We start from the raw sequence: 25,540 nt of genomic DNA on the forward strand, positions 1-25,540 counted from the left end.
AAAAATTATGTAGCAAAAACATATCATATACAAACAAGACAAGAACCCTCACTAATTTCATCTATGATTTCATCCCGATAAGGAATTGAAGCAATTATTACTGCATCAATACCCGCCACCTTTACAAGATGATTATTTATTTCCACCCCCATGAACTCGCCACTTACACTCTTATCAACAATGTACTCTATTAAATATCCATCCATATTTCTTATTATTTCATAGCAAAGACGCCGCCCTCTCTGACCAGCCCCCCAAACTACAATATGTGCCCCATCAGGAAATTTATTTTTAAGGCGGGATAAGATATCCATATCATCTTGATCGAGATATGTTTGAAGTGGCTCACATGCATACTCAGTCTCAGCACGACTTACCAGATAACTATTTTTGAAAGGATGAGCACAATATACATGCCAAGGCTTTTCCTGACCACAGAAATGCACCAAAACTGGTTCGGAAATATCCTTTTTCGCAAGATGATTGGGTTGAGCATTCCACTTCTCATCAAGATAAAGAACCTTATTTTGCAAAACAATGTTTAGGGCATCCTGATCATTGTGCTCGAAACCATTATTATCTATCAGCAGTTTCAATGCCTGCTGACTGATATTATTTTCTCGCCATTTCCCAAGATCCATCAACATGAAACCTGCGTTGAAATACCTTCCAGATGATATTCCACGCACTTGCTGCTTCTCTTTGTCACATCCCAAGATATGGTCTGATACCACGGCAACTATGGAATCCATCATATCTATCGACCAAAGTGTACTAATATCTCCAATCGCTATCATGTCAGCATCGATGAACACGACCTTTTCAACATTGTGCAAGACTTCAGGTATGGCAAAACGATAATAAGTAACTTCGTTCAATCTATTATTATAGAGACTACTGATTGGGATTTCTTTATAATCAGGAAAATCATCATAAAAACCAATTTTTATATTTTGCGAAGTCAATGACGTCAACTTAAATATGTTATCTTCATTAAGCCTGCCCAATATATGACATTTTAGCTGAAAGTTCTGACTCAGATGCTTACCAAGACTATGTATCAAAGCAGCCAAATGAATGGCAAAGGCGTTATCAATGCAGAAGGCAATATGGATTGTTTTTTTCATGTAATTACCTAGTCAGGTTAATGAAAATACACGGTCAATCAGCCAAAAATTCTTTCAAGCACGCGTTCTGGCTCATTTTTATGTTGCCATGCAAATTCATGACGCTCATCAAAGAACCACTCATACTGAACGGAATAAGTGATGAAGAGATCAAAAAGAGCCCAGTTTCCGGCACGTAAGAAATACAATGCGGTGGAAAACCATAGATGACTTTTTCCCCTTTTTACTAACAACTCATCCATTCCTGCATGAAGAGCCAAATCACATGCCGCCAGCATGTCTTGCAAAGCAAGTTTGCGACGAGTTTCTGAGGAACGAATAGCACTACATATGCTACTATCGTGAATACGATAACGCCCATATACTTGCGAAATACGGTCTATATTTCCACCCAGATAAGATGAATTAAGAATATGCCATGAGTAATCATTCACTATGTGGCAATCTAAATTTACCGCATCCAGCATTCTTTCGTGCCGGCGAAAAGCGCAGGAACTAGTATTAAAAAAGAGTCCATATAGCACTAAGTGCTCTGGACTTGCTCGATCAGGAATATATTTGGCGTTGTAATAATCTTTGCTGAATAGCGAAGTGATCCGATTTGAATCGCTATCAAATACTTCCGCTTCGTGATAAACGAATCCACAATCTGGATGCTTATCTAGATGATCATTCAACGCCTGCAGCTTGCCAGGTAGAGCCAAATCATCGCCATCGACATAAACCAGATACGAGCCCAGAGCTTGTTCCAACAAGGCACGAATGGTCAGGCACACCCCTATGTTTTTTTTGTTTTGCAATGTCCGCAGTGTGGGCCACTCTAATGCCAGCCGCTGCATAATGGCCCAGGAGTCATCGCTCGAGCCGTCATCAATGGCAATGACCTCAAAATCGAAATTGGTTTGCTGTTCCAGCAGACTAAGCAGACAGGGCTCGATAAAGCGCCCGAGGTTATACACCGGCACCAGTACGCTGACTTTCATAGAGGATCCAGAAGTAGAGTAAAAAAGAAGCGAATTGGAGAAAATGGACAAGGCTACCGCACGGTCTCTGTCAACCCTTCCTGCCCTTCATGGTAATATTTACTGCAAGAGCCGTGCCTGACCAAGCTAATTCATTGATATGACTTGATTTATGTGACTTGGAATCCACTATTCAATACGGTCAAGCTGACGGCTGCAGGCCACCAGCATGTCGATGCCGTCCCAGAGCCATTCGAATGCCAGCGCTTGTCCCGGACTTGCCACCCTATCGATACGGCAGCAAGGCGACAGCTGTAGAGCACACTCAAGCCGCATTTTATCTGGCCCAACCCAGACACAGGTCTGCATATCCCAAGGTTGTAAAAGCAACTCATCAAGGGTATCGGCAACGAATTCGGCAACTGTACCTCCTCCGATGTGTGCAAGCCGCAAAGAGGCGGTGGGAGTCAATAAGGTGACGCCAGCAAAGGTCTCCAGCTGCACCTGGCCATCATGGGCGGCATTTTGTTGACTATTGATGAGGCGTTCCATCATCAGGGCTGGGCTGTCTGCAAAGGGGGCAAAGACTGCTTCGAGCAAACGACGGCGCAACACACTATCGGGAGAGCCCAACCAGCAAATCGTGGTGGGTGAGGCGCAGGCTTGTTGATTGAAACGGGTAAAGTCTTGTTGCAAAGCCGCGACCACTTGCCGCCACGCAGCAGCATCCAGGTTGGCGAGCCATTGGCTATCCAACACCGCCATGGAGCGGCGATCCGGAAACACGATTTCCTGAGCGCGGGGTGAGAGCGGAATAGCCCGTACCCGGCTGATGGTTTCATCACCTCCCCAGATAATGCGAAGGCGACACCGGGCCGACAGCCAGGCGGTGATGCCCTCGTCGTGGTCATAGCGGATAAAACGGGTACGGGAGGCAATCTCTTGCCACTCGGGCAGAGAGAAGAGCTCGTTCAGGATGGCCAGCATGGCCTCTTGCACCGGATCGATGCGCGATGAGAGACGTACCACGGACCCATTGCCCATCAGCAGCGCCATGATCCAGGAGTAGAACGCGACGGTCGGCACGTTGGAGGGTACCAGATGAAAAACCATCCCCAAGGGTGCGCGCCCTGCCATGCGTTTGCGCTGTACCTCAATCTGGCGTGGCCGCAACCAAAAACCAAAGGCGGCCAGATCCGGGTTCTCTCGCCCCTCCTGCTGCAGACGTGCAGAGAGCGCAGCCACAAAGTCGCAGATGACGGGCGCAAAGCTTGGCAACGGGCGAATGACAAAACCTTGCCAACCGCTGACGGGAGCCACGAAAGCGACCTCTGGCCCCGCTTGCCACATGACATCTTCTACATCTGATCGGCTCACTGGAAAGTGTCGCTGCATCCCCTCACCTCGGCGCCTTGCTGACGTCCTGATACGTGAAAATAACGACCATAACGGCCGCAGGGGCAATCATCCTCACCCAACAGCACACCGAGATCCTCGCTGAGTAAACTGTGACCGGGATAACTTTGGGGAATGGCTGAGATCACCTGCAACAAGCCGGGTTGGCCGACCCCAAGCGGTCGATGGGTCAGCGGATCACGCACCAGCAGATCAGCAAAGAGAGGCGCATGGAGATGGCCCTGCTCGCACTCGACAAACACCGACCCCACCTGCTCCACCATGCCATAGAAGTTGTGCACCCGACTCACCCCCAGCTGCTCATGGCAACGCTGCTTGAAGGCTGGATTATCCACCGCGAGGTGTTGAAGCTTCTTCCAGCCACCGCTGTGAAAAAGCGTGCCCTGCGTCAGCGGCAGTTGCAGACCGCGCTCACGCAGCGGCTCCAGCAGACATTGCCATAGCATGAAGGTAAAGCCGAACAACAGGACCGGCTGGCCAGCATATTTGTCACAAAACGCCTCAATGACCGGCCAGTTGGGCCGCATCTGCTCATCGAGGGCATAGGTATGGTCACGGCCAAGGAAGGAGAGCCCCAGCGCACCGGCGCCGCGGGCTGAAAAACCGCTGCGGTTTTGAATCAGGGCGGGTTGCTCCACCAGCAGCATGGGTAGCCGCTGCTTACCGACGAACTCTTGCAGGATCTTCACCAGCACCTTGCTCTGCAACGCGGCTGTATCCCGATCCAGCACGATCCGTGACGGCGTTCCGGTAGTGCCAGAGGAGGTGAGCACCTTGAATACCTCTTCTTGCGGCACGCTCTGCCATTGGGCCAATTTGAACAGGCGAGCCGCCAGATAAGGAAGCTCTTGATAGGTCGAGGCCTGACCCCAGCCAAACGCCGACAGAATATTGGCAAAAGCTGGACACCCCTGCCCATGCCGCTGCGTCAATTCATTCAGGCGAGCAAGGAGCAGCCCACTTTTTTCACGTTGGGGTAGCCCGAAAACCGGCGCATCAAACAGCTTGTTCATAGTTGCTCCAGCGCTGTTAATAGGGCCGGATAATCAATTTTCATATTGCTGCGTCGTGGCAAATGATGTTGGTAGATGCGTACGCTTGATGGCGGCACCATCAGCCAGCGGGCTAGCTCCAGCTGCAGTGCGTCACTGGGGCACGCATCTGCCTCGATGGCTACCAGCAGGCGATCATCGCGGCCAGTCGCGGCGCAGGAATAGCCCCTCCCCTGCAACCAGGCCTCCACTTCAGCCAAGCTTACCCGTTTGCCAAACAGCTTCAGGAAACGGTTGAGTCGCCCGGTCAGATAAAATCGGCCCGCCTCATCACAACGAGCCAGATCGCCGGTAAAGAGCGCATCCATATCACGCCCCCGAGCCAGATCTTCAGGGCGCTCCGCATAGCCCAGCATCACGTTTGGCCCTTCGTAGACTAGCTCCCCCTCCCCATCGGGAAACCCGGACTCATGACGCAAAGAAAGACGCCCGCCCGGTATGGCACGGCCGATGGCATCCGGGGCAATCATCACTTCATCGTGTGCCAACCAGGCGATGCGCGGTGCCGCTTCGGTCTGGCCATACATCACGAAAAAACGGCGTCCCAGTGCAGCTGCCTGCTCGGCAAACTGTTTTGCCAGTGCTGGCTCAAGTCGTCCTCCGGCCTGGGTCAGTGTCATCAGGCTGGGATAACGCGCCCAGTCAAAACGCAAGCGGTTAAGCATCTGAAAGGTAAAGGGTACCCCCGCCACACTGGTGACCTGATGGAGATTGACCTCATCCCAGAAGTGGCGCTCAAGGGGGCTGGCAGTGCATGAAACCAGAGAGGCGCCAGCCAAAAGATGGCTGTTGAGCACCGACATGCCGAAGGAGTAAAAAAGTGGCAACGAGGTGATGGCTCGCTCACCCCCGTTCAGCGTCAGATATTCGGCGATGGCCGCAGCATTGGCATCAAGATTGGTTCGCGACAATCGCACCCATTTGCAGGAGCCTGTACTGCCCGATGTCGGCAGCAGCATGGCCAGCTCAGGGTGAAGCGAGGGCGCATCGCCAAGATGCGCAACTGCCCCATCCTCCAATACCCGCAGACTGACACTAAAGCGCTGGCACTGCTCATGGTGCAACTGAGCATCCTGTGCAGGATCGGCCAGCATGATGGCGTGGCCATCACGCAGGGCCAGCAAGTAGTGAAGCAGATGCAGGGTGGACGTCACAAATGGTAGGTAGACCAAATGGCGGCCAGCAGGATAGATGGTGGCCAACTGCGCCACACGCCGAGCCAGCTCACCATAACTGAGCCACCCCTCTTGCGGGTCTCGCCAGGCTGGCTCGTCATTACTTTCAACCAGATGTGTCAACAAATCAGGCTGGATCAAATCACCATCCCTCCATCGACCCCAATCACCTGCCCGGTCACATAGCTCGACAAGTCGGATGCAAAAAACAGGGCCACCTTGGCCACTTCATCTGGCGTACCAATCCGCCCCATGGCGATGCTGGCCACCCGCTCAGCAAACTTATCTTGCGGGATGGCGTGGGCCATATCGGTATCGATAAAACCGGGGGCAATCGCATTGACCCGGATCTGGCTGGCGGCCAGCTCCTTGGCCAGTGACTGGGTAATACCGATCACTGCCGCCTTGCTGCCGGCATAGCAGCTGAGCCCAGCCGCTCCCACTTGCCCCATCAGGGAGGCGAGATTGATGATGCTGCCACCACCACTTCGCTGCATCAGGCGGGCGGCATACTGGCTGCAGTAGATCACGCTAAAGGTATTGTTGCTGAATGTCTTTTGCAGATGGGTCTGGTTCGCCATCCCCAATAACGCCTCTTCCAGCATGCCGGCATTGTTGACCAACACGTCCAGCTGACGAGTCTGAGCAAACAGCTGCTGAAAAGCCTGCTTGACCGCCGACGGATCAGCCACATCAAAACAGAGAGGCTGGCAAGGCACGCCAAACTCGGTACCAGTCGCGGTCGCCAGCTGGCTCATGGTCACCTCATCACGGCCTCCCAGCCACAATTCCGCCCCCTGAGAGGCAAACTGGCGTGCAATGGCAAAACCGATGCCACGCCCGGCACCGGTGATCAACACCCGTTTGCCCTGCAACAGCCCCTGCATCAGAAAGTGACCCCGTATTTGGCCAGGATCTCCCTCGCCTTGCCGACCGAACTCATGTCGATAATGTCATCGGTGTCGAGCAATACACCGTAGTTATCCTCCAACTGGGCAATCAGCCCCATGTGGGCGACGGAGTCCCACTGCGGGATGCTATTGTAGGCCAGCCCATCGCTGACGCTGCCGATATCAATACCCAAAGCCTCGGCAAAAACCTGTTCCAATGCGATTGTCATCTGAAAAATCTCCGTAGCCGCTCACGGGCGGCATAGTAATCCGCCGGCTGCAGTTCCAATGCGAAAAATCCGTTATCTTGTCCTATCTGGCGGTAACCCAGTTGTTCATTCAAGCGCAGGGCCGAGCGATTGTTCTCCCGAACCAGGGTGCGGATACAACCGATATGCAACTCATCAAAACCCTGATCAAGCTGGGATAAGGCAGCAGCAATCGCCAACATGGGATGCCGCACGGTCGAATTGCCCAGATAGAGTCCCGCATCGGCAATCGCCTGACCCTGTAGCACATCCTGGCACTCACCTTTCAGATTGACGTAACCCGCTCGCACGCCCTTGCACCAGAGCACCCAGTGCTGCTGATCCCGTCGCTCACTGGTGGCGGTGAACCATTGGCGCTGTTGCCGTGGCGAAATGCGCGTCTGTGATACCATCTGCATTCGCACCTCATCCTGATTGCGCCAACGTCGCAAGGCAGGAAGATCCCACGGTTCTATCGGGCGTAGCTCAACGCCATAACTCATCTTCAACGCCATCCACTTTTCATGACCTGTCTCTCTTATCGACCACACTGCTGCCATTCCGTAGTAAAAATCGATAATACAAGCAAGAAAAACAGTATAATATCAAAAATAATCAAAGAGTTGTCATCGATTATCCTGGCTTTGGCCAGTCATTGAAGCAGCGGAGAGAGCCCATCATGGCCATCGCCATTATCCCGGCCCGGGGTGGCAGCAAACGCATTCCACGCAAGAATATCCGCCCCTTCTGTGGCCAGCCCATGCTCGCCTATGCCATCCAGGCGGCGCAACAATCGAGCTGTTTCAGCAAGGTGGTGGTCTCCACCGATGATGAGGATATTGCCGAAGTTGCTCGTCAACTGGGCGCGGAAGTACCATTTCTGCGGCCAGCCAACCTCGCCGATGATCACACAGGTACCACCCCTGTGGTGATCGACACCATCCAGCGGCTCGACCAGCTCGGCATCCAGGCAGAGCACTACTGCTGCATCTATGCCACTGTCCCGCTTATTCAAGCCGATGACTTGAAGGCCGCCCATCAGCGACTGATCGCAAGTCATGCTCCATTTGTCTACACCGTGGCCGAATTCGGCTTCCCTATCCAGCGCGCCGTGCGCATGGATGAGCAGGGCCGGGTCACCCCCTTCTGGCCGGAGCAGATGGCGAAACGCTCTCAGGATCTGGAGCCTGCCTATCAGGATGCAGGCCAGTTCTATTGGGGGACGCGGGCTGCCTGGTTGGGCGGGATCAGCCCCGTCGGCGGAGAGGGGATCGGCCATATTCTGTCAAGACACAGGGTGGTCGATATCGATACACCGGAAGATTGGCACCTGGCCGAACTGCTCTATCAAGTGCTGGCCCAAGATGACGTTTAAGGTAGCCTTCCGGCTCGATGCCGGGGCCGAGATTGGACTGGGTCATCTGATGCGCTGTCTGGCCATCGCTGACCGGCTGCATGCCGCCGGAGCAGAGTGCCACTTTCTCTGCCATCAGCTACCGGCTCACCTGCTGCCACTGCTGCACTCCCACCAGCATCACGCTCTTTGTGGTCTGGACGATGCAGGCCCCTTGCCCACCTTGGTCCCGGAGTGGCTGGTGTGTGATCACTACCAGATTGATCGGCAAATCGAGCAGACACTGGCAAGTCACTGTGGTCAGTTGCTGGTGATCGACGATCTGGCCGATCGCCCTCATCATGGTCAGTTGCTGCTGGATCAGGGGCCACTACGCAGCACAGCCGATTACCAGTCACTCGTCCCTGCCGACTGTCGGCTGCTGCTGGGCACCGACTATGCCCTGCTGCGCCCCGCCTATCGCCAGCTTGCACGCCAAAAGGTCAGCCGGTGGCAACGTGGCCTCATCTGCTTTGGTGGTGCCGATCCAGCCGGAGCCTGCCTCATCACCCTCAACACGCTGGCTCGACTGCCATGGGCTAAAACCGTCAGCTGGACTCTGGTAGCCGGTGGGGCAAATCCTTTCTGGCCAGAGCTGCAACAAAGGGTTGCCGAACTGCCCGATCTGCAGCTCACCCTGCTGCGTCAGAGCGACCAGATGGCCGACCTGATGAGCCGACACGACTTCGCTATCGGAGCAGCGGGCGGCATGACCTGGGAGCGGGCCTGCCTCGGCCTGCCGACCCTGGCAGTCCCTATCGTCGACAACCAGCAGTTCAACGACCAGGTGATCGCCCTCTTTCAGCTTGCCGAGCGGCTGACCCTGAGCGAGCTGGCCGAGCCTGATCGACTGCTGGAGGCTCTGCAACGGCTTGAACAACACTCAGACGACTACCGCCGCCGTGGCCAGCAGCAGGTGGACGGGCTGGGGCTGGATCGGCTCACCGCCCGGTTGCTGCAACAATCGGATTATCAGCTGTTACCAGATGGCCAACTGTGGCAACTACGCCATGATGGCAAACTGCTGCTCACCCTGACGCTGAACGGCCAGCGGCTGACATGGCAGGCCACCCGGTCACTTCAGCCCATGGAGTGGCAAGAGCTGGCACATCGCTTGCAAACAATTTTCTCCCAATTTCCCCTCTATCTTGCCGAGCCACCGCAGATAGCGCCCCCTGCCCCCTGGCAACCGGCGCCGCAAGGCTGGCAACTTGGCACAGGAATCTGAACACAGATGCAGATCGATCATCGCCCCATCAACCAGGAACAGGCCCCCTATGTGATTGCCGAACTGTCGGCCAACCACAATGGCAATCTGGACCGAGCCCTGGCCATCATGACCGCCGCCAAAACAGCGGGGGCCAGCGCCGTCAAGCTGCAAACCTACCGCCCGGATACCATCACCCTCAAAAGTGATCGACCGGAATTTCAGATCCACGGCGGTTTGTGGGATGGCCACAGCCTCTATGACCTTTATGAGTGGGCACACACTCCCTGGGAGTGGCACCAGGCGCTGTTTGCCAAAGGCCGCGAGCTGGGCCTAACGGTCTTTAGCAGCCCGTTCGACTTCAGTGCGGTGGACCTGCTGGAATCCCTCGACTGCCCAGCCTACAAGATAGCCTCCTTCGAGCTGGTGGATCTTCCCCTCATTCGCTACGCCGCCCAGACCGGCAAGCCGCTTATCATGTCCACCGGCATGGCGGACGAGGCCGAGATCGCCGCCGCCGTCGAGATGGCACTCAAGCACGGCAACGGCCAGCTGGCGATGCTGCACTGCGTCAGCGGCTATCCGGCGCCGGCGGCCGAATATAACCTGCGTACCATCCCCATGTTACGCCAGCGCTTCGGGGTCGAGGTGGGGCTCTCCGATCACACCCTGGGGTCGGCCACAGCCATCGCCGCTACCGCGCTCGGGGCCACCCTTATCGAGAAACACTTCACCCTGGCCCGCGCCGACGGCGGGCCGGATTGCGCCTTCTCCATGGAGCCGGCGGAACTTACCGAACTAGTAACCTCGGTCAATACCGCCCATGCCGCCCTCGGAGTGGCCGATTACCAGCTCACAGCCAGTGAACAGGGTAACCGCGCGTTTCGCCGCTCCCTCTATCTGGTCAGGGATATTGCAGCCGGAGATGTGCTCACCGCAGCGCACATCAAATCGGTACGTCCCGCCCTCGGCCTGCCCCCGGCCGATTACGATCGGCTCATCGGCAAGCGGGTCAACCGCGACATGGCAGCCAATCAGCCTCTCAACTGGGAGTGGATTGCACAAGATGAATGAAGAGCTGCTACGTCACCATCTGGCGATCATCGAACAGCGTTGGCCACGGCTTGCAGCCCACCTCACGGTGGCACAGCTGGGCGATCTGCAGGTGGAGTTGTGTGAAGGCCTCAGCAGCACACTGCTGGTCAATGGCATCCAGCTCACCAGCCGCCATGACCGGGTGGCCGAGGCAGAACTGCAAGCGGCAACTCTTCCCGATGGACCCGTGCTTCATCTTTATGGCACCGGACTCGGCGATCTGCAGAAGGTGCTGCTGGCACGCCCCCGGTTAGAAACCCTCCATGTCCATATCATGCATCACAATCTATTCACTCTGGTGCTGGCCTTGCTCGAGCACGACGAGTGGCTGCAAGACCCCCGGGTCGAGCTGAGCCTCGCGGCCGATGAACAGGAGATTGTCCTCCCCTTCTTCGCCCTCCCCAGCGAACTGGAGCTGGCCGAAGATGCGGCCTGCCGTATTCGTGGTCGACTGGTGAGCGAAGTGATGGCGACTTACACAAAACAACGCTTCGTCCCCGACTTGCCGCGCATTACCGGACGACTGACCGAGAATCTGCCACTTGTGGGTGAAGATGGCGATGTTGCCACGCTTTTTGGCTCACACCCGGATGCTACTGCACTTGTCATCGCCAGCGGTCCCAGCCTGCAACACCATCTCCCTCGCCTTGCAGGCTTGTTGCAGCAACATCCCGAGTGGAAGGTACTCTGTGTCGATACTGCGCTCGCCCCTCTGCGACAATACGGCATCAGTGTGGATCTGGTCGTAACTATCGACGACGCTCTGACTCCGGATCGACTGGCCAGCCAGGGGCTGACTTCGGTTCCTCTGGTATATGCCCCCATGGTGCCCCATGAGACGCTCGCAAGTTGGCAAGGGCCGCGTTTTACCGCCTACTCCATCAGCCCCGTGTATGAGCAACTTCGTCATACTCATCCCAAAGGGTTACTCCATCAAGGAGGCAGCGTGATCCATCCCACCGTCGATCTCGCCGTCAAGATGGGTTGTCGCGAGATCATTCTGCTCGGCTGTGACTTCGCCTTCCCCGGTGGCCAGACCCATACCGGCTGGGATGATGGTGCTTTGGGTCCTGTTGCCAGCCAGGCCCTCAGCTGGGTACTGGATGGTCATGGTCAGCGCGTCAGCACCAACCCCAATTTCACCACCTATCAGATCGAGCTTGAACGCTATATGGCAAGCCACCCGGAAGTCAAATTCTGGAACAGTAGCCGCGACGGTGCAGCCCTGCTCGGTTGTGACTATCATCCGGAGCTGATGCAATGACCATCACAGAGCAGTGCATTGCACTGGCACACAATTTTCGCCTTGGCCTTCATGTTGAAAGTGCGCTGCAGCTACCGGCTCTGGTAGAGCAGGCATTGCATGCTCTACCTCCGGAGCACCAAGGCGATGCCGTGACCATAGTGAGTGCCCTGCTGGCTTGCCAGGAGCGCCATGACTGGCTGGGATTGGCAGACTGGCTTGAAGTTGAGTTTGCAACTATTCTTACAACACCAGAGAAATAATAATGCTGAGCGGGTGAAACGAAGGGAATCTCATATGCGAGCATGATAAACAAGCTTGCTCGCAATAACACCCCAAACGCATGTCACGTTTGGGGCTAAGGTTTCCAAATAATGACTGATAATTTATTTAGAACACAACGTGTATAACGTGACAATAGATACACGTTATAATAGGCTGCTACTTAAATATATTGAGGCCTATAAAATAGGCAGTGTCATGTCTTTCCAATGCGCTAGCATAAATATGTTTGGCATCAGTAAAAAACTGTTCCAATATAGTGATTGTAGCATTCAAATTTTCTGTCAGCGCATCATCAGAATCATTGATATGAGCCATCATCAAACTGATGATATTGGCATAGAAATAATTTATTGATCCTATCAATACACGGTAAAGATGGCTATCACGACTCATGAACAAATACAGCAGATAATCATGATGGCGTTGCATCATCGATTGAATTGCGTTGCGTTCACGAGGAACTGCTTTCCAATCATCGAGCAGTTTATTAACTACATCATTAAAAAACGGCACGTTAATGGCAGATTGGAAATCAATACTGGCTACATTAAATGGTTTGAAACAACGTGATAGCAAATCATCAATGAAGGCTCGCTTATTAATATCTGGCCAAGTGGGGTTGATATGCTCAACCCGACGAGGTTCGGCACCAGCAACATAAGCACCATCACTACTATTGACACAACGTATTTCAGGATTATTTTCCAAAACCTGAGCCATATTGTGAATAGAGAGACCAAATAAATGATTGATACGGACTTCACCACCAAAGTTACCACGAGCTGGAAATGTCTCGTTCAGATCCAGATGGTATTTTGCTTCCTGCTTTTCATTATAATAAAGGCTCAAACTAGAATGATGCTTATCAGCAAACTTATACCCATTGTCAATCCCAAACAGATAGATATCCTTAAAGCCAAGCAACGCTGCGTAATTAAGACCGGTATTTCCAACAAATGGATTTGAATACTCGATTGATTCAAACTCAAACTGTTCACCAAAGTTAGTAGTCAGCAGTTTATACATAGGTTCATTTGGTTTGAATGCCAAACCGGTTTTACGGAAAAACGTCTTACACTCAGGATGAATCACATCCACGCTTAAAAAAACACTATCCTTGAGAAACTCCCCTGCATCCAGAATATGCAAAAAATCTGCTGAACTTTTGGTACGCTCAACAGCAACATAAATATCTGGCTTGATCCCAGCTTTATAAAGTGCGCTGACTGCAGTGCCACAGGCAATGATAATAGCCTGACGTTGATGATCTCGAATAAAATCAATGCTCTGATCTAACGATGGCCCATTGCCAACAACAAATACAGGTATAGTCTCCGATGAAGACGTATCACGTTGGCGCAGAAGAAATGGTGTGCCATCTTGCAGATGACTATGGCTATGAGCTAGAGCAAAGACATTATCATCAAAAAAACCCCAACCCGTACGCAGCAGATAGAACTCATTTTCAACCTGGTTAATAAGCGAATGCAACTTTGGCGAATGATAATGGCAGAATGAGAAATATGCTGCAGACCAGAATGCCCCTTTACGATGAAGCGCTTCCATCATATCGGCTGCTAATAATTTTTCGTCAACTCCTATAAATAAATGCAAGCTTAATGACTCTTGCTCCATATAATCCAGCAAAGAGCACCAGTCAAAACAATATAAAGATGCATAAAACATATCAAGATCTGGTTCAAAGGCGAACAAATTCTTGACTTTGCATCGCTCGTATAAATAGCCCAGTTGATAACCCAAACCTATTCCATACATCAAGGATAATGGGATATCCATTGATAGTGCACTCTTGAGTGATAACCCTTCGAGCGTTGATTGTTGTTTAAGCTTGGATATTTCGTTGTTATATTTTATATGTATTTGGTCATCAAAATACCATTGTGGTGCAAAATCAATACATTGCAAAATACTTTGTTCAATTACTTCATCAATTTGTGATTCAGCATCTGCGAATGGATCGTCACCGTATAACGAAACTTGCTCATCAAGCCACAATATATTAGGGATACCATTTTCATTGCAAAAAAAACGGAATGGCCGTACTGGTTGATATGATTCAAAAAAATCATATATACTTGGCATGAATTTTTTAAAGGCATCCATGTTCATTGCAAAACGAACAGGCAATACCTCCAACATAGCAATTTCCTGTTGCTTTTGCCTCTCAAGGCGAACAAGTTCACTCTCGATATTTGTAATTTCTTGTTTAATATCCATGTATGCCTAACCTGCGTTCAGCTTGTACATATCAGATGCTCGACCTGCTTTTGAAAATTTCCACAAAGCTGCTTCTGTCTGATTCTTTGCATGTTCTATCAGCTCATGTAGGGTTTGAAACTGCACCAATGCTTGTTGGTGATCCATGTCAAGAACCACATGTGGAGGGATATTCTGGAAAACAGCATCAAGGAGAATGAGATAATGGTCGATCAACTGTTCAGCCGTTTGCACATCCTCCTGTTCGAACAAGGTCAGTAACTCTTGACCTGCTGCGATTAATTCTGGCAAACGGTTATTGCTCATTCGGTTCCGCCCACTTTTTGTTGAGCCAAGGCCTTATCTCGCTCCTCGACAGGAATAGCATCCCAACCGCTTTTAACTGTCAGCATCAGATTCATAACCTCATCGACAGCTGTGATATCCATATCACGGCTGGCATCCATCATCCTAGCTTTCATGTAGTCATAAAGCGCAGAAAGGTCTTCGGGAACCTTACCATAAGAGAGATCAAGTGAATCTTGCAGCCCGTTGATAATGGCCATTGCTTTAGAGATAGACTGGGATTTTTGCTCAAAATCTCGACGTTCGATAGCACCACGAGCCTGAGCCAAGCGCTCCAGGCAACCTTGCATCAAAAGTTGAATCACGCGGTAAGGATCGGCTACTGCCAATTCGGATTGCAGATTCTGGGTGGTATAGGCCTTTATATTTTTATGATACATATGAAACACCACTCATGACTTCACATTAACTATTGTTTGTATTTAGCATACTTAAATATGAGGCAGATTTATTCATCTTGGCCAACATAGCATCCAGACTTCCGTAACGGGCCCGCAAGGTCTCTTCATACTTGGTCAGCTGAGTGGCAACATCTGACTCCTTACGACCCACTTCGCGCAGATCGGAATTCAAAGAGTCTTCCCGTTTCGCCAACAAACCACCGGTCTTGGAGTAGGTTTCCAGCTGGCTGGCCAGCTGACCGGCGATCCCATCCTTACCGCCAAAAACTGCCACTACCTGATCGAAATTCTTGTCGATGGCCTCGTTGAACTTGGTATCGTCGATAGACAATACCCCTTTGTTATCCATCTTTATGCCCATCTGAAAAATCGTTTTATAAGTAGAGGAGTTTTTCGAAGGCTCGGTGATGATGCCATTCATCATATTGACTACGGCACGCGTCGTTGCATCGCCCGCCAGAGCCCCACCATCATTCTTGCTCTTCCCTTCAACGATCGTATTACGCTTGCCGAGCTCATTGCTCTTCTTCACCAGCGCGTTGTAACCGTCGACAAAGCTTTTGACCATGTCCTTTATGCCAGCCTTGTCGGTGGTCACGTCAACCTTGTTAGAGCTGTAGGTCTTGACCGGATTACCGCTGGCATCGGTAGAGGTTGTGCTATCCGACTCCCGCAACACGGTCAGTTTAAGTCCGACAATGGTGCCATCGAAGGTATTGGATGAACTGGTCAGAGTATTTCCATCAACGGTGATCTTGGCATCTTGAGCATCTTGGCGCTTGGTCAGTTTGGATACGAGATTATCGGTCAGGTCGGTAGTACTGCCAGTGATCTGCAGGTCCTTGCCGCTGCCGCTTACCCCGGAATCGATCATCAGCTTGGATTTACCATCGGAGGTATTGACTATATTGACGCTCAAACCGAAATTGTCGGCGTCATTGTTGATGCGTTTACGGATGGACTGTAGTGAATCCCCTGCTTTCACATCGACATCGAAGGTCTTGTCACCAGCCTTGAAGGTCAGCTTCCCATCCTCAGTGATAAGGGAAGTCGTCGATGAGTCGAAAGTACCGTCAAATTTACTGGTCTTCGCCAATTGTTCGACGCTGATATCATATTGCCCGTTGGAAGCCCCCGCCTTGCTCTCCACCTTGAGAACGGGTTTGTCCTTGTCCTGGGTAATATTAATCGAGCGTTTGTTGAACGCATCATCTTTGGACATGGCCTGAAGTGTCGTCACAAAAGAGGCGATGGCCGACTTCAACTGTCCAACCCCGGAGAGAGTGATCTGGGCATTGGTCTTTTTGGTGGTGATGGGCTGCATCAGTTGCGCCTTCTTGGCATTGACGCTCGCGGCAATGACAGACTCCAAGTCCAGCTGTGAACCCGCACCAGCAGACGTAATCGTGGCCATTCTCACTCTCCTCGTAAAACTTGCGTATTAAATCTCTTTATCAAGCAATAATCCGACTCTTGAGCCACCACCTATAACATCAACTTCACGCAGATCCTTGAGCCGCTTGCTGATAGCCAGCAACTCTTCACTTGGGATCTGGCGGATCATTGACTTGGTATTGGCGTCCATCACCTTGATAACAACTTGCTCGAGATCCTTTTCGACGCTGAAGTTGACGGTCCATCCCTGCAACTTGCTGAACTCCTGCAAGTTTTGTACCTCTTTTTCAATATCCTTATCTGAGACATCGGATTTGCGAACCTTCTCTTTGGCTCGCTCCTCTTGTTGTTTTTCCACATCCTGTGTCATCACCCGCTGCTCTTCCGCCATGCCAGATAGCACTTGAGCGGCCGATTGGCCGCTCTTGCTACTTGACTGAAGAGAAGAAGGAGTGACCGATGAGGGAATTCCAATGTCATTGGCCATATCGTCGCTCCTTTTCTATCTCATCACTACCCGTTAACCCAACAGGGACAGCGCAGATTGCGGTCTTTGGTTAGCTTGCGCCAGGATACTTGAAGCAGCCTGCTGCAGGATGTTCTGCTTGGTCAGGTTGGCGGTTTCTGTCGCAAAGTCCGCATCACGGATACGCGAACGTGCTGCACTCAAGTTCTCGGACACGTTGGACTGGTTGCGAATGGTCGAGTCGAAACGGTTCTGGACCGCACCAAGCTCTGCACGTTTGCTATCAACCGCCTTGATCATGTAGTCGAGGTTGGCCATAGCAGACTGGGCACCACTGGCTGTTTTGATACTGTTCATGTTGGCAACAGTTACAGCAGTTGTCGCAGCGGTTACCTTGTACGGCTCTTTACTACCAGTAGAACCGGCGGCGATGGTGGCACTGCCTTTTGATGCGCCAGCAATACCGCTAATGGTAAAGGCACTGGTCATCTTGAAGGTAATGGTCTGGGTAGCATCCGCACCGACCTGGAATGATCCCTTATATTTACCGTCCAGCAACTTCTGACCACCGAACGTGGTATCACTGGAGATGCGATCGATCTCGGTTGTCAGTTGATCGTACTCTTGCTGCAATGCAACGCGGTCATCCGTATTGTTGGAACCGTTGGCTGATTGCTGCGCCAGAGTCCGCATCCGCTGCAACATGGAGGTTATTTCATCCATGGCCCCTTCTGCGGTCTGGGCTACAGAAATACCATCGTTTGCGTTGCGATTACCCTGGTTCAAGCCGTTAACCTGTGAAGTCAAACGGTTGGAGATCTGCAAGCCAGCAGCATCGTCTTTGGCGGTGTTGATGCGAAGACCGGATGCCAATCTGGTATAGGAGGTATCCAGAGACTTGTTGGTATTCATCAAGTTACGCTGGGCGTTCAATGATGAAATGTTGGTGTTGATATACATGGCCATAAAATATTCTCCCGAAGAACATGCGACTGCAGGTTGCGTCGTCTAAACAACACGACGTCCCACCGTTTGAAGAGCAGGTTGAACATGCCTGTCTCTTCAGGCGGGTGTCTGTTTGAACGAACAGGCCACCCGCAGTAGTGCAAACGTTGGATTCCGAACACCCCTCGATTGCTTCACTTTATTTAACGGCAGCGCAGATACAAGCTTTAGGAAAATTGTTGCCTAAAGCGGCAAGTTTTCTCCGGCAAGCGGCAACAGAACATGAATTGAGCAGCATCACCATGCAAATCACCGCTGATGATGACCTCGTTTACGGGATAAGATGCGTTGGCACGATTCATGCTTTAAACTGACAGAGTGACGTCAATTTGGCGACACAATAAAAAGAGGCCGGTAAACCGGCCTAAAGATGAGCATATGCTCAGGAGAATATGACCAAGCGTGACAGAACTGAACAGCTGGACAACACTTGGCATTACTAGTAGAGATTATATCTCTCCCGATAGAACAGAGTGCGACCCGAACACCCCTTTGTTCCATCTCTTGACCAGGGCGGCCTGAACAACCGCCCTGTTTTCTTTTGTTAGCCTTGCAACAGTGACAGTGCAGACTGCGGGCGCTGGTTTGCCTGAGACAGAATGGTCGATGCGGCTTGCTGCAGAATGTTCTGCTTGGTCAGGTTGGCGGTTTCAGTCGCAAAGTCAGCATCACGGATCCGTGAGCGGGCAGCACTAACGTTTTCGGAGACGTTCGCCTGATTGCGAATGGTTGAATCGAAGCGGTTTTGCACTGCACCCAATTCAGCTCGCTTGCTGTCTACAACTTTAATCATGTAGTCGAGGTTGGCCATAGCAGACTGGGCCGAACTCGCCAACTTGATGCTATTCATGTTTGCCACAGTCACTGCGCTGGTTGAGGCCGTTACTTTGAAAGGCTCTTTGCTACCAGTTGAACCGGCAGAGATTGTTGCATTGCCCTTGGCAGCCGAAGCCATACCTGCGATGGTAAACGCAGTGGTCATTCTGAAAGTAATGGTTTGAGCCGCATCGGCACCAACCTGGAAAGAGCCGACATAACCACCGTTAAGCAGTTGCTTACCACCGAATGTGGTATCTTTTGCCACACGATCAATTTCGGTCATCAGCTGGTCATACTCTTGCTGCAACGCGGTACGGTCATCAGTGTTGTTGGAGCCGTTGGCTGATTGTTGAGCCAGGGTACGCATACGCTGCAGCATGGAGGTAACTTCATCCATTGCACCTTCCGCAGTTTGCGCTACCGAAATACCATCGTTGGCGTTGCGGTTACCCTGATTCAAACCGTTCACCTGAGACGTCAAACGGTTGGCGATTTGCAGACCCGCGGCATCATCTTTGGCGCTGTTGATACGCAAGCCGGATGCCAGTCGAGTGTAGGAAGTATCCAGTGATTTGGTCGTATTCATCAGGTTACGCTGCGCGTTGAGCGATGAAACGTTAGTGTTGATATAAAGGCCCATGACTATTCTCCTAAGCTATTAAATTTACTCTTCTATTCGCTCAGGCTTTATTATTTTCCGTGCCCGATGCGTCTTATTTAACGGCTCGTTTTTGGATGTCTTTAGCATTTTTTTCAACGCTTCATCGCATTAACGCCGCTTACCTTATATATCGGCGGGTCGGGGGGATACTTAAGGAAAAAATCGGGCCAAAACCAGTGACAAACTCAACATTCTGAAGCTCGCCAACGGCAGGGGGCAAACGAGACACTACCGTTCGTGCTGCGAGAAAAAATCCGTCCCGACTCTCAATTTTGTCGAGCACTGTTGGCGATTGGGCTCACCAGCCCCTAAAATCGCGGCCCCATCAACAATTTGGCGTGAGTTGTTCTCCATGCAGACACTGGTTGAGCAGATTGTTTACATCAGCGACATGTTTGGTACTGCGGTATTCGCGTTTTCAGGGGTATTGGTGGCTGGCCGACTCAGAATGGACGGGTTTGGCGTCATGGTTTTGGCGGCGGTCACTGCCATCGGCGGCGGCACCATCCGTGACATGATCCTGGGAGCCACCCCCGTGTTCTGGGTGCGCGATCCCCTCTATATCTGGGTCGTTATTGCGACGGCGTTGATCGGTATGTGGATGGTCAAACTGCCCCGCAGAATGCCCTGGTATGTGCTGCCGGTGGCGGATGCCTTCGGACTGGCCCTCTTTACCGTGATCGGTGCCCAGAAGGCCCTCAACTTCGGCACCCCGGGGCTGATTGCCGTGATCATGGGCACCATGACCGGGGTAGCCGGTGGCATGATCCGCGATGTACTGGCGCGGGAGGTCCCCATGGTGCTGCAAAAAGAGATCTATGCCACCGCCTGTATCCTTGGCGGCATTCTCTATACCCTGGCGCTGGAGGCAAACATGGACAGGGTAACTGCCATGCTCATCTGCATGACGGCCGTGTTTGGCCTGCGGGTCGCGGCTATCTACTGGCATCTTTCGCTACCGACCTTCTCCCTGCAACGCAATTGAGAGCAGGCCCACAGCGTCATCATGTCGCTGTGGGCCACGCGTTGAACCAAATAGGCTTTTCTGTTGTCATAGAAGCAGTCGTTGTTAGCCGGAACTTCTCATGCGCAAAATCGGTATGCTTACCACCCTCCTCCTGGCGAACGTGACGGCAGCCCACGCCGAAGCACAAGTGGTATTTGGACGACTGGCCTCGGCGCCGGTGCAGCAGTTCAACCAACAGATACGCCAGGCAAGCCATCAACAGCAAAACTGGGTCAATGACTACCGTGAGGTAGCTCTGCGATTCGTCGGTCATGGTGACACGCCCAGCCGCATCCATGCCCAGCAGCTGGACAATGATCTGGTGCTTTCGGTCGCCCTCGACGGCAGCAAGAGCGACATGATCTACATCCTGACCCTCTATCGCAGCAACAACCTGTGGCAGATGCGGGAGGCGGAAATGGGCTGGCGTTGTCAGGGGCAAGACTCCTTCACTCCGGTTCCCTGTCCCTGATAGTCATTGCTCACTCTGTGAAATAAAAAAATCCGGCACATTGGCCGGATTTTTTTATTGAAGGTAAAAAACACGCTTACGGGCGGTACACCTTGACGTTGGCAAAGCCCTTCTCTTTCAGATAAAGCGCCTGCAGCTTGCTCATCACACCGCGATCACAGTAGAGCAGGTAGGTCTTCTCCTTGGGCAGATCGCCAAAGGCGGTAGCCAGCTTGAAGAAGGGGATATGCATGACCTCACGCCCTTCCACCAGCAGCGGCTTCTCGTCGTGCTCGTCCATGGAGCGGATATCGAGGATCACCTCGTTGTCACCGCTCTCGGCAGTGGTCTCCACTTCCTGCACCTCGGCGGCGGTCTCTTCACCGATACGACGGATATCGAGGTAACGGGCCTCGGCCACCACCTTGTCCAGAATGGCGAAGTCGAAGTTGCCCTCTTCCTCTTCAATGCGCGCCAGATCGGCCTTCACGGTCGGCTTCTTGGAGATGACACCACAATACTCCGGCATGGTCTCGGCAAACTCCAGAGTGCCGATGCGGCGGGCTTCACTGATGATGTCCGGCTTGTCCCAGGTGATGAGCGGGCGCAGGATCACCTTGTCGGTCACCCGGTCGATGACGTTCAGGTTGGTGAGGGTCTGGCTGGATACCTGACCCACACACTCGCCGGTCACCAGCGCCGGGATCTGGAACTCGTCAGCCACCTTGGCGGCAGCACGCATCATCATCCGCTTGAGCACCACCCCCATCTGACCGTTGTCGATCTTCTCGAGGATCTCGGCGACCACCGGCTCGAAGTCCACCGCGGTGAAACGTACCCGGTGGGAGGAGCCGAAGCGGTTCCACAGGTGATAGGCCACCTGCTTGACGCCGATCTCATGAGCTGCACCGCCCAGATTGAAGAAGCAGTAGTGTACCCGGCAGCCACGCTTGATGAACTGGAACGACGCCACGCCGGAGTCAAAACCACCGGAGATGAGGCTCAGCACATCTTCCTGGGTAGCGATGGGCATGCCACTCAGCCCCTGATGGATGGCGCTGACGATGAAGAGCTCTTCTCCATCGATCTCGAGGTTGATCTTCACATCCGGGTTCTTGAGGCGCACGCCGTTGCTTTCGCAGTGCTGGTTCAAACCACCGCCCACGTAGCGCTCCACTTCGAGGGAGGAGAACTCGTGCTTGCCGTGGCGCTTGGCGCGCACGCAGAAGGTTTTGCCCTTGAGCTGGTCGCCCCACACGGCTTTCACCTGCTCGAAGATGTCGTGCAGATCGGTGAACTTGCTGGCCTGAACTTCGAGGAAAGCCTGAATGCCAGGGATGCAAGCCAAGGCTTCGATAGCCTGCTCGCGGAACTGGTCATTGCGGGAGCTCACGATCAGCTTGTCCCAATCCATCCGTACGCGGGCATCGTCGTCGAAGCGGCGCAGGACGTTGCGGATATTGCCCTGCAGGATCTTGATAAAGCGCTGGCGAACCGACTTGCTCTTGATGGTGATTTCCGGGAACAGCTTGATAATGAACTTCATGGGGGCTCTTTATAATTCCAGTAAAAACAGTGACTTAGGACGCTACTTTGGTAAGATTCTTAGAACGATTCGTACCATGACCAAACTCACATTATCTCACAGTGACCAGATTGTAGCTACCCTAGCCAAGCTCCCGATTAACACGTTTGGCACTCGTAGCACCCGAGACGTAGCCCTTGTGATCGCCAGTTGTCTAAATAAGGCGCAAGACTGGGCGATTACCTTATGCGTCAAAACCATTGCTGCCAAGTCGGCATACTCCCCCCGAACAGTCCAACGCGCACTGAAGAAGCTGGAAGAGATCGACTTCTTCAACGTCTTCCGGCGTAAGCACCCAGAGAACGAGCGATTCAACTTCCCGTCTGTGTATAAGTTGGGGCCTGCTGTGCGTTCTCTTTTTAGCCAACTTGTCACCACCTCCCGTCACGGCTGTCAGGGTAAGTCTTTAAATTCTTTAAATCCTTCAGATCTCTTACATAAACAGAACTACAAGAAAGATCCCGCGCGCGAGAATGTGAATAGTGACAAGAAGAAAAAATCACCAGTTGCAAAGGTCGATACCGCAAGACTGAACCGCACACCGGAGCAGTGGGAAGCTCGTAAGCAAGAGGCTATGGCCCACAACAGCAACGCCTTGGAGGTACTGAAGCGCAGACAGGAAGAGATTCAGCGTCAGGCCCCAGCGCCTATCCCAAAGCCTGCTGTAGCGTCCCCAGTAGCCCTAGAGACCAACCGCAACGCACTGGAAGAACTGAAGCGCAGACAAGCGGAGATACAGCGTCAATTTAATGACCCCTCCCCCGCTGCTGCCTACTGCAACCCGTTTGCGTTAGGTGGTCGGTGATGAACAGTCCCATGAACCCGTTCTATGAGCGCCTGATACGGGAAAAGAAGGCTCTACAGGAACACAGGGCCAAGAAGAGCAAGCAGGTATGGGCTGCCGTCTCCGAGTACCAGAGGCAAGCACTACGGGATGAACTGGATCGGATCGTCAGGCAGAGGGCTGAAGCTGGATTAAAACCACTGTCCAAGGCTGCCTATCAACGTGAGAAGCAGGCCATCGAAGAGAAGCTACGGCGACCTGAGTTTGTCCGACCCATCTTGGCTAGGGCTAATGCTGCCTTGAACGGGACAAGCCCACGGCCACTGTGGATGTTTGGTGAAGGGTTCAACGACAATTGAGAGGCAGTGTGATGAAAGGTGAGCTGGTGTGTGTCTGTGCAGGGCTTGGTATTGAAGCGGGCCAGGTATTTCCCGTGCTGGGAGAGAATGGGTCTGTCTGGGAGATTCTTGTCATTTTCAGAAGACGACTGCACCAGACAACGCGGTTTGAAGGCTGTTGTGCAGCCAGCTCCTGACAGTTCAATATCAGAAGTGATCTGCACCAATCTCGACTATGCTCAATACTCGTGTGCACCAAAGCGAGGTGAGCATGGCGACGGACACCCCACGGATTCCAGAACAAGGCGTGGCCACTCTGCCTGATGAGGCTTGGGAGCGTGCGCGCCGTCGTGCGGAGATCATCAGTCCGTTGGCGCAGTCGGAGACGGTCGGGCACGAAGCGGCCGATATGGCGGCTCAGGCGCTGGGCTTGTCTCGGCGCCAGGTATACGTTCTGATCCGGCGTGCCCGGCAAGGCAGCGGCCTCGTGACGGATCTGGTGCCCGGCCAGTCCGGTGGAGGTAAAGGTAAGGGGCGCTTGCCGGAACCGGTCGAGCGCGTCATCCACGAGCTACTGCAAAAGCGGTTCCTGACCAAGCAGAAGCGCAGCCTAGCGGCCTTTCACCGCGAAGTCACTCAGGTGTGCAAGGCTCAAAAACTGCGAGTGCCGGCGCGCAATACCGTGGCCTTACGGATCGCTAGCCTTGACCCGCGCAAGGTCATCCGCCGGCGGGAAGGCCAGGATGCCGCTCGTGACCTACAAGGTGTGGGCGGCGAGCCTCCTGCCGTGACCGCGCCGCTGGAGCAGGTGCAGATAGACCATACGGTCATCGACCTGATCGTGGTCGATGACCGCGACCGGCAACCTATTGGCCGCCCGTACCTGACCCTCGCCATCGACGTGTTCACCCGCTGCGTGCTCGGCATGGTCGTCACGCTGGAAGCGCCGTCTGCCGTTTCGGTTGGCCTGTGCCTCGTGCATGTCGCCTGCGACAAGCGCCCTTGGCTGGAAGGACTGAACGTGGAAATGGATTGGCAGATGAGCGGCAAGCCCTTGCTGCTCTACCTAGACAACGCGGCCGAGTTCAAGAGCGAGGCCCTGCGCCGGGGTTGCGAGCAGCATGGCATCCGGCTGGACTATCGCCCGCTGGGACAGCCGCACTATGGCGGCATCGTGGAACGGATCATCGGCACGGCGATGCAGATGATTCACGACGAACTGCCGGGAACGACCTTCTCCAACCCTGACCAGCGCGGCGACTACGATTCCGAAAACAAGGCCGCCCTGACGCTGCGCGAGCTAGAGCGCTGGCTCACATTGGCGGTCGGCACCTACCACGGTTCGGTGCACAACGGCCTGCTCCAACCGCCGGCCGCGCGCTGGGCCGAGGCCGTGGCGCGTGTCGGCGTACCGGCCGTCGTCACACGCGCTACTTCGTTCCTGGTCGATTTTCTGCCGATCCTCCGGCGCACGCTGACCCGCACCGGCTTTGTCATCGACCACATCCACTACTACGCCGATGCGCTCAAGCCGTGGATTGCACGGCGTGAACGCTGGCCGTCCTTTCTGATCCGGCGCGATCCGCGCGACATCAGCCGTATCTGGGTCCTGGAACCGGAGGGACAGCATTACCTGGAAATTCCCTACCGTACCTTGTCGCATCCGGCTGTCACCCTCTGGGAACAACGGCAGGCGCTGGCGAAACTGCGGCAGCAAGGGCGCGAACAGGTGGATGAGTCGGCGCTGTTCCGCATGATCGGCCAGATGCGTGAGATTGTGACCAGCGCGCAGAAGGCCACACGCAAGGCGCGGCGTGACGCGGATCGCCGCCAGCACCTCAAGACATCAGCTCGGCCGGACAAGCCCGTTCCGCCGGATACGGATATTGCCGACCCGCAGGCAGACAACTTGCCACCCGCCAAACCGTTCGACCAGATTGAGGAGTGGTAGCC

At 53.3% G+C, this 25,540-nt stretch carries 27 protein-coding genes; 11 read left to right on the forward strand and 16 right to left on the reverse strand.

Features of this window, described 5'->3' with window-relative positions:
• Positions 1-23: 23 nt before the first annotated feature.
• The 8 genes from I6L34_RS02145 to I6L34_RS02180 form a co-directional block, all read right to left on the reverse strand.
• Positions 24-1,127 (reverse strand): glycosyltransferase family 8 protein, encoded by a 1,104-nt coding sequence (locus tag I6L34_RS02145; protein ID WP_019446024.1) that lies wholly within the window; start codon positions 1,125-1,127, stop codon positions 24-26.
• 38 nt (positions 1,128-1,165) lie between these two features.
• Entirely contained in the window at positions 1,166-2,110 is a 945-nt protein-coding gene (locus I6L34_RS02150; protein ID WP_019446025.1) for a glycosyltransferase family A protein, read from the reverse strand.
• A 168-nt stretch (positions 2,111-2,278) separates the two neighbouring features.
• The gene (locus tag I6L34_RS02155; RefSeq protein WP_075115164.1) at positions 2,279-3,484 is read right to left on the reverse strand and encodes an acyl-CoA reductase; all 1,206 of its coding nucleotides are present in this window, start codon (positions 3,482-3,484) and stop codon (positions 2,279-2,281) included.
• Entirely contained in the window at positions 3,463-4,518 is a 1,056-nt protein-coding gene (locus I6L34_RS02160; protein ID WP_058059511.1) for an acyl-protein synthetase, read from the reverse strand. The genes I6L34_RS02155 and I6L34_RS02160 overlap by 22 nt, the downstream gene beginning before the upstream one ends.
• Positions 4,515-5,873, reverse strand: coding sequence for an AMP-binding protein (locus I6L34_RS02165; protein WP_019446028.1), 1,359 nt, complete (start codon positions 5,871-5,873; stop codon positions 4,515-4,517). The genes I6L34_RS02160 and I6L34_RS02165 overlap by 4 nt, the downstream gene beginning before the upstream one ends.
• Positions 5,870-6,619, reverse strand: a complete 750-nt coding sequence (locus I6L34_RS02170; protein WP_216955491.1) for an SDR family NAD(P)-dependent oxidoreductase — start codon at positions 6,617-6,619, stop codon at positions 5,870-5,872. The genes I6L34_RS02165 and I6L34_RS02170 overlap by 4 nt, the downstream gene beginning before the upstream one ends.
• Complete coding sequence (locus I6L34_RS02175) at positions 6,619-6,852, reverse strand: acyl carrier protein (RefSeq protein WP_019446030.1); 234 nt, start codon at positions 6,850-6,852, stop codon at positions 6,619-6,621. The genes I6L34_RS02170 and I6L34_RS02175 overlap by 1 nt, the downstream gene beginning before the upstream one ends.
• On the reverse strand, positions 6,849-7,385 hold the full coding sequence (locus I6L34_RS02180; protein WP_019446031.1) for a GNAT family N-acetyltransferase: 537 nt from the start codon (positions 7,383-7,385) through the stop codon (positions 6,849-6,851). Before I6L34_RS02180 ends, I6L34_RS02175 begins: the two co-directional genes overlap by 4 nt.
• 164 nt (positions 7,386-7,549) lie before the next feature.
• On the opposite strand from I6L34_RS02180, the gene pseF reads away from it, so the two are divergent.
• From pseF to I6L34_RS02205, 5 genes are read left to right on the forward strand one after another with little or no spacing between them, the layout of a single operon-like run.
• Complete coding sequence (gene pseF, locus I6L34_RS02185; protein ID WP_019446032.1) at positions 7,550-8,245, forward strand: pseudaminic acid cytidylyltransferase; 696 nt, start codon at positions 7,550-7,552, stop codon at positions 8,243-8,245.
• On the forward strand, positions 8,235-9,491 hold the full coding sequence (gene pseG, locus I6L34_RS02190; RefSeq protein ID WP_075115165.1) for a UDP-2,4-diacetamido-2,4,6-trideoxy-beta-L-altropyranose hydrolase: 1,257 nt from the start codon (positions 8,235-8,237) through the stop codon (positions 9,489-9,491). Before pseF ends, pseG begins: the two co-directional genes overlap by 11 nt.
• 6 nt (positions 9,492-9,497) lie before the next feature.
• The gene (gene pseI, locus I6L34_RS02195; RefSeq protein ID WP_019446034.1) at positions 9,498-10,544 is read left to right on the forward strand and encodes a pseudaminic acid synthase; all 1,047 of its coding nucleotides are present in this window, start codon (positions 9,498-9,500) and stop codon (positions 10,542-10,544) included.
• Positions 10,537-11,829: a motility associated factor glycosyltransferase family protein gene (locus I6L34_RS02200; protein ID WP_019446035.1), complete on the forward strand. Its 1,293-nt coding sequence runs from the start codon at positions 10,537-10,539 to the stop codon at positions 11,827-11,829. The genes pseI and I6L34_RS02200 overlap by 8 nt, the downstream gene beginning before the upstream one ends.
• Complete coding sequence (locus I6L34_RS02205) at positions 11,826-12,071, forward strand: hypothetical protein (protein ID WP_058057013.1); 246 nt, start codon at positions 11,826-11,828, stop codon at positions 12,069-12,071. Before I6L34_RS02200 ends, I6L34_RS02205 begins: the two co-directional genes overlap by 4 nt.
• 178 nt (positions 12,072-12,249) lie before the next feature.
• Here I6L34_RS02205 and I6L34_RS02210 read toward each other — a convergent pair whose 3' ends face one another.
• Genes I6L34_RS02210 through flaB form a run of 6 tightly spaced genes read right to left on the reverse strand, consistent with a single transcriptional unit; the run spans position 12,250 to position 17,904 of the window.
• Complete coding sequence (locus I6L34_RS02210; RefSeq protein WP_058057014.1) at positions 12,250-14,331, reverse strand: 6-hydroxymethylpterin diphosphokinase MptE-like protein; 2,082 nt, start codon at positions 14,329-14,331, stop codon at positions 12,250-12,252.
• A 6-nt stretch (positions 14,332-14,337) separates the two neighbouring features.
• Entirely contained in the window at positions 14,338-14,637 is a 300-nt protein-coding gene (locus I6L34_RS02215) for a hypothetical protein (RefSeq protein ID WP_019446038.1), read from the reverse strand.
• A complete protein-coding gene (fliS, locus tag I6L34_RS02220) occupies positions 14,634-15,056 on the reverse strand; it encodes a flagellar export chaperone FliS (protein ID WP_019446039.1) in 423 nt (140 codons plus the stop codon). The genes I6L34_RS02215 and fliS overlap by 4 nt, the downstream gene beginning before the upstream one ends.
• Before the next feature lie 25 nt (positions 15,057-15,081).
• On the reverse strand, positions 15,082-16,491 hold the full coding sequence (gene fliD / locus I6L34_RS02225) for a flagellar filament capping protein FliD (protein WP_058057015.1): 1,410 nt from the start codon (positions 16,489-16,491) through the stop codon (positions 15,082-15,084).
• A 27-nt stretch (positions 16,492-16,518) separates the two neighbouring features.
• Positions 16,519-16,959, reverse strand: coding sequence for a flagellar protein FlaG (locus I6L34_RS02230; RefSeq protein ID WP_019446041.1), 441 nt, complete (start codon positions 16,957-16,959; stop codon positions 16,519-16,521).
• Between the two features lie 33 nt (positions 16,960-16,992).
• The gene (flaB, locus tag I6L34_RS02235; protein WP_019446042.1) at positions 16,993-17,904 is read right to left on the reverse strand and encodes a flagellin B; all 912 of its coding nucleotides are present in this window, start codon (positions 17,902-17,904) and stop codon (positions 16,993-16,995) included.
• Between the two features lie 146 nt (positions 17,905-18,050).
• On the opposite strand from flaB, the gene I6L34_RS02240 reads away from it, so the two are divergent.
• Complete coding sequence (locus I6L34_RS02240) at positions 18,051-18,257, forward strand: hypothetical protein (protein ID WP_141108820.1); 207 nt, start codon at positions 18,051-18,053, stop codon at positions 18,255-18,257.
• 230 nt (positions 18,258-18,487) lie between these two features.
• Here the strand turns inward: I6L34_RS02240 and flaA are convergent, their stop codons facing one another.
• Positions 18,488-19,402 carry a flagellin A gene (gene flaA / locus I6L34_RS02245; RefSeq protein ID WP_019446043.1) on the reverse strand — a complete coding sequence of 305 codons (915 nt, stop codon included), beginning with the start codon at positions 19,400-19,402 and terminating at the stop codon, positions 18,488-18,490.
• Positions 19,403-19,775: 373 nt separating this feature from the next.
• On the opposite strand from flaA, the gene I6L34_RS02250 reads away from it, so the two are divergent.
• Positions 19,776-20,408 (forward strand): trimeric intracellular cation channel family protein, encoded by a 633-nt coding sequence (locus I6L34_RS02250; RefSeq protein ID WP_005333975.1) that lies wholly within the window; start codon positions 19,776-19,778, stop codon positions 20,406-20,408.
• Between the two features lie 100 nt (positions 20,409-20,508).
• Positions 20,509-20,901: a hypothetical protein gene (locus I6L34_RS02255; protein ID WP_005333978.1), complete on the forward strand. Its 393-nt coding sequence runs from the start codon at positions 20,509-20,511 to the stop codon at positions 20,899-20,901.
• A 76-nt stretch (positions 20,902-20,977) separates the two neighbouring features.
• Here the strand turns inward: I6L34_RS02255 and thiI are convergent, their stop codons facing one another.
• The gene (thiI, locus tag I6L34_RS02260; protein ID WP_075115166.1) at positions 20,978-22,426 is read right to left on the reverse strand and encodes a tRNA uracil 4-sulfurtransferase ThiI; all 1,449 of its coding nucleotides are present in this window, start codon (positions 22,424-22,426) and stop codon (positions 20,978-20,980) included.
• A gap of 76 nt (positions 22,427-22,502) precedes the next feature.
• On the opposite strand from thiI, the gene I6L34_RS02265 reads away from it, so the two are divergent.
• From I6L34_RS02265 to I6L34_RS02275, 3 genes are all read left to right on the forward strand, one after another.
• Positions 22,503-23,270, forward strand: a complete 768-nt coding sequence (locus tag I6L34_RS02265) for a helix-turn-helix domain-containing protein (RefSeq protein WP_216955492.1) — start codon at positions 22,503-22,505, stop codon at positions 23,268-23,270.
• Positions 23,271-23,281: 11 nt separating this feature from the next.
• Positions 23,282-23,608: a hypothetical protein gene (locus tag I6L34_RS02270; protein WP_216955495.1), complete on the forward strand. Its 327-nt coding sequence runs from the start codon at positions 23,282-23,284 to the stop codon at positions 23,606-23,608.
• A gap of 250 nt (positions 23,609-23,858) precedes the next feature.
• Complete coding sequence (locus tag I6L34_RS02275; RefSeq protein ID WP_000179844.1) at positions 23,859-25,538, forward strand: Mu transposase C-terminal domain-containing protein; 1,680 nt, start codon at positions 23,859-23,861, stop codon at positions 25,536-25,538.
• Positions 25,539-25,540: the final 2 nt, after the last annotated feature.

Source organism: Aeromonas sp. FDAARGOS 1404 (assembly GCF_019047085.1).
GTDB lineage: Bacteria > Pseudomonadota > Gammaproteobacteria > Enterobacterales > Aeromonadaceae > Aeromonas > Aeromonas veronii.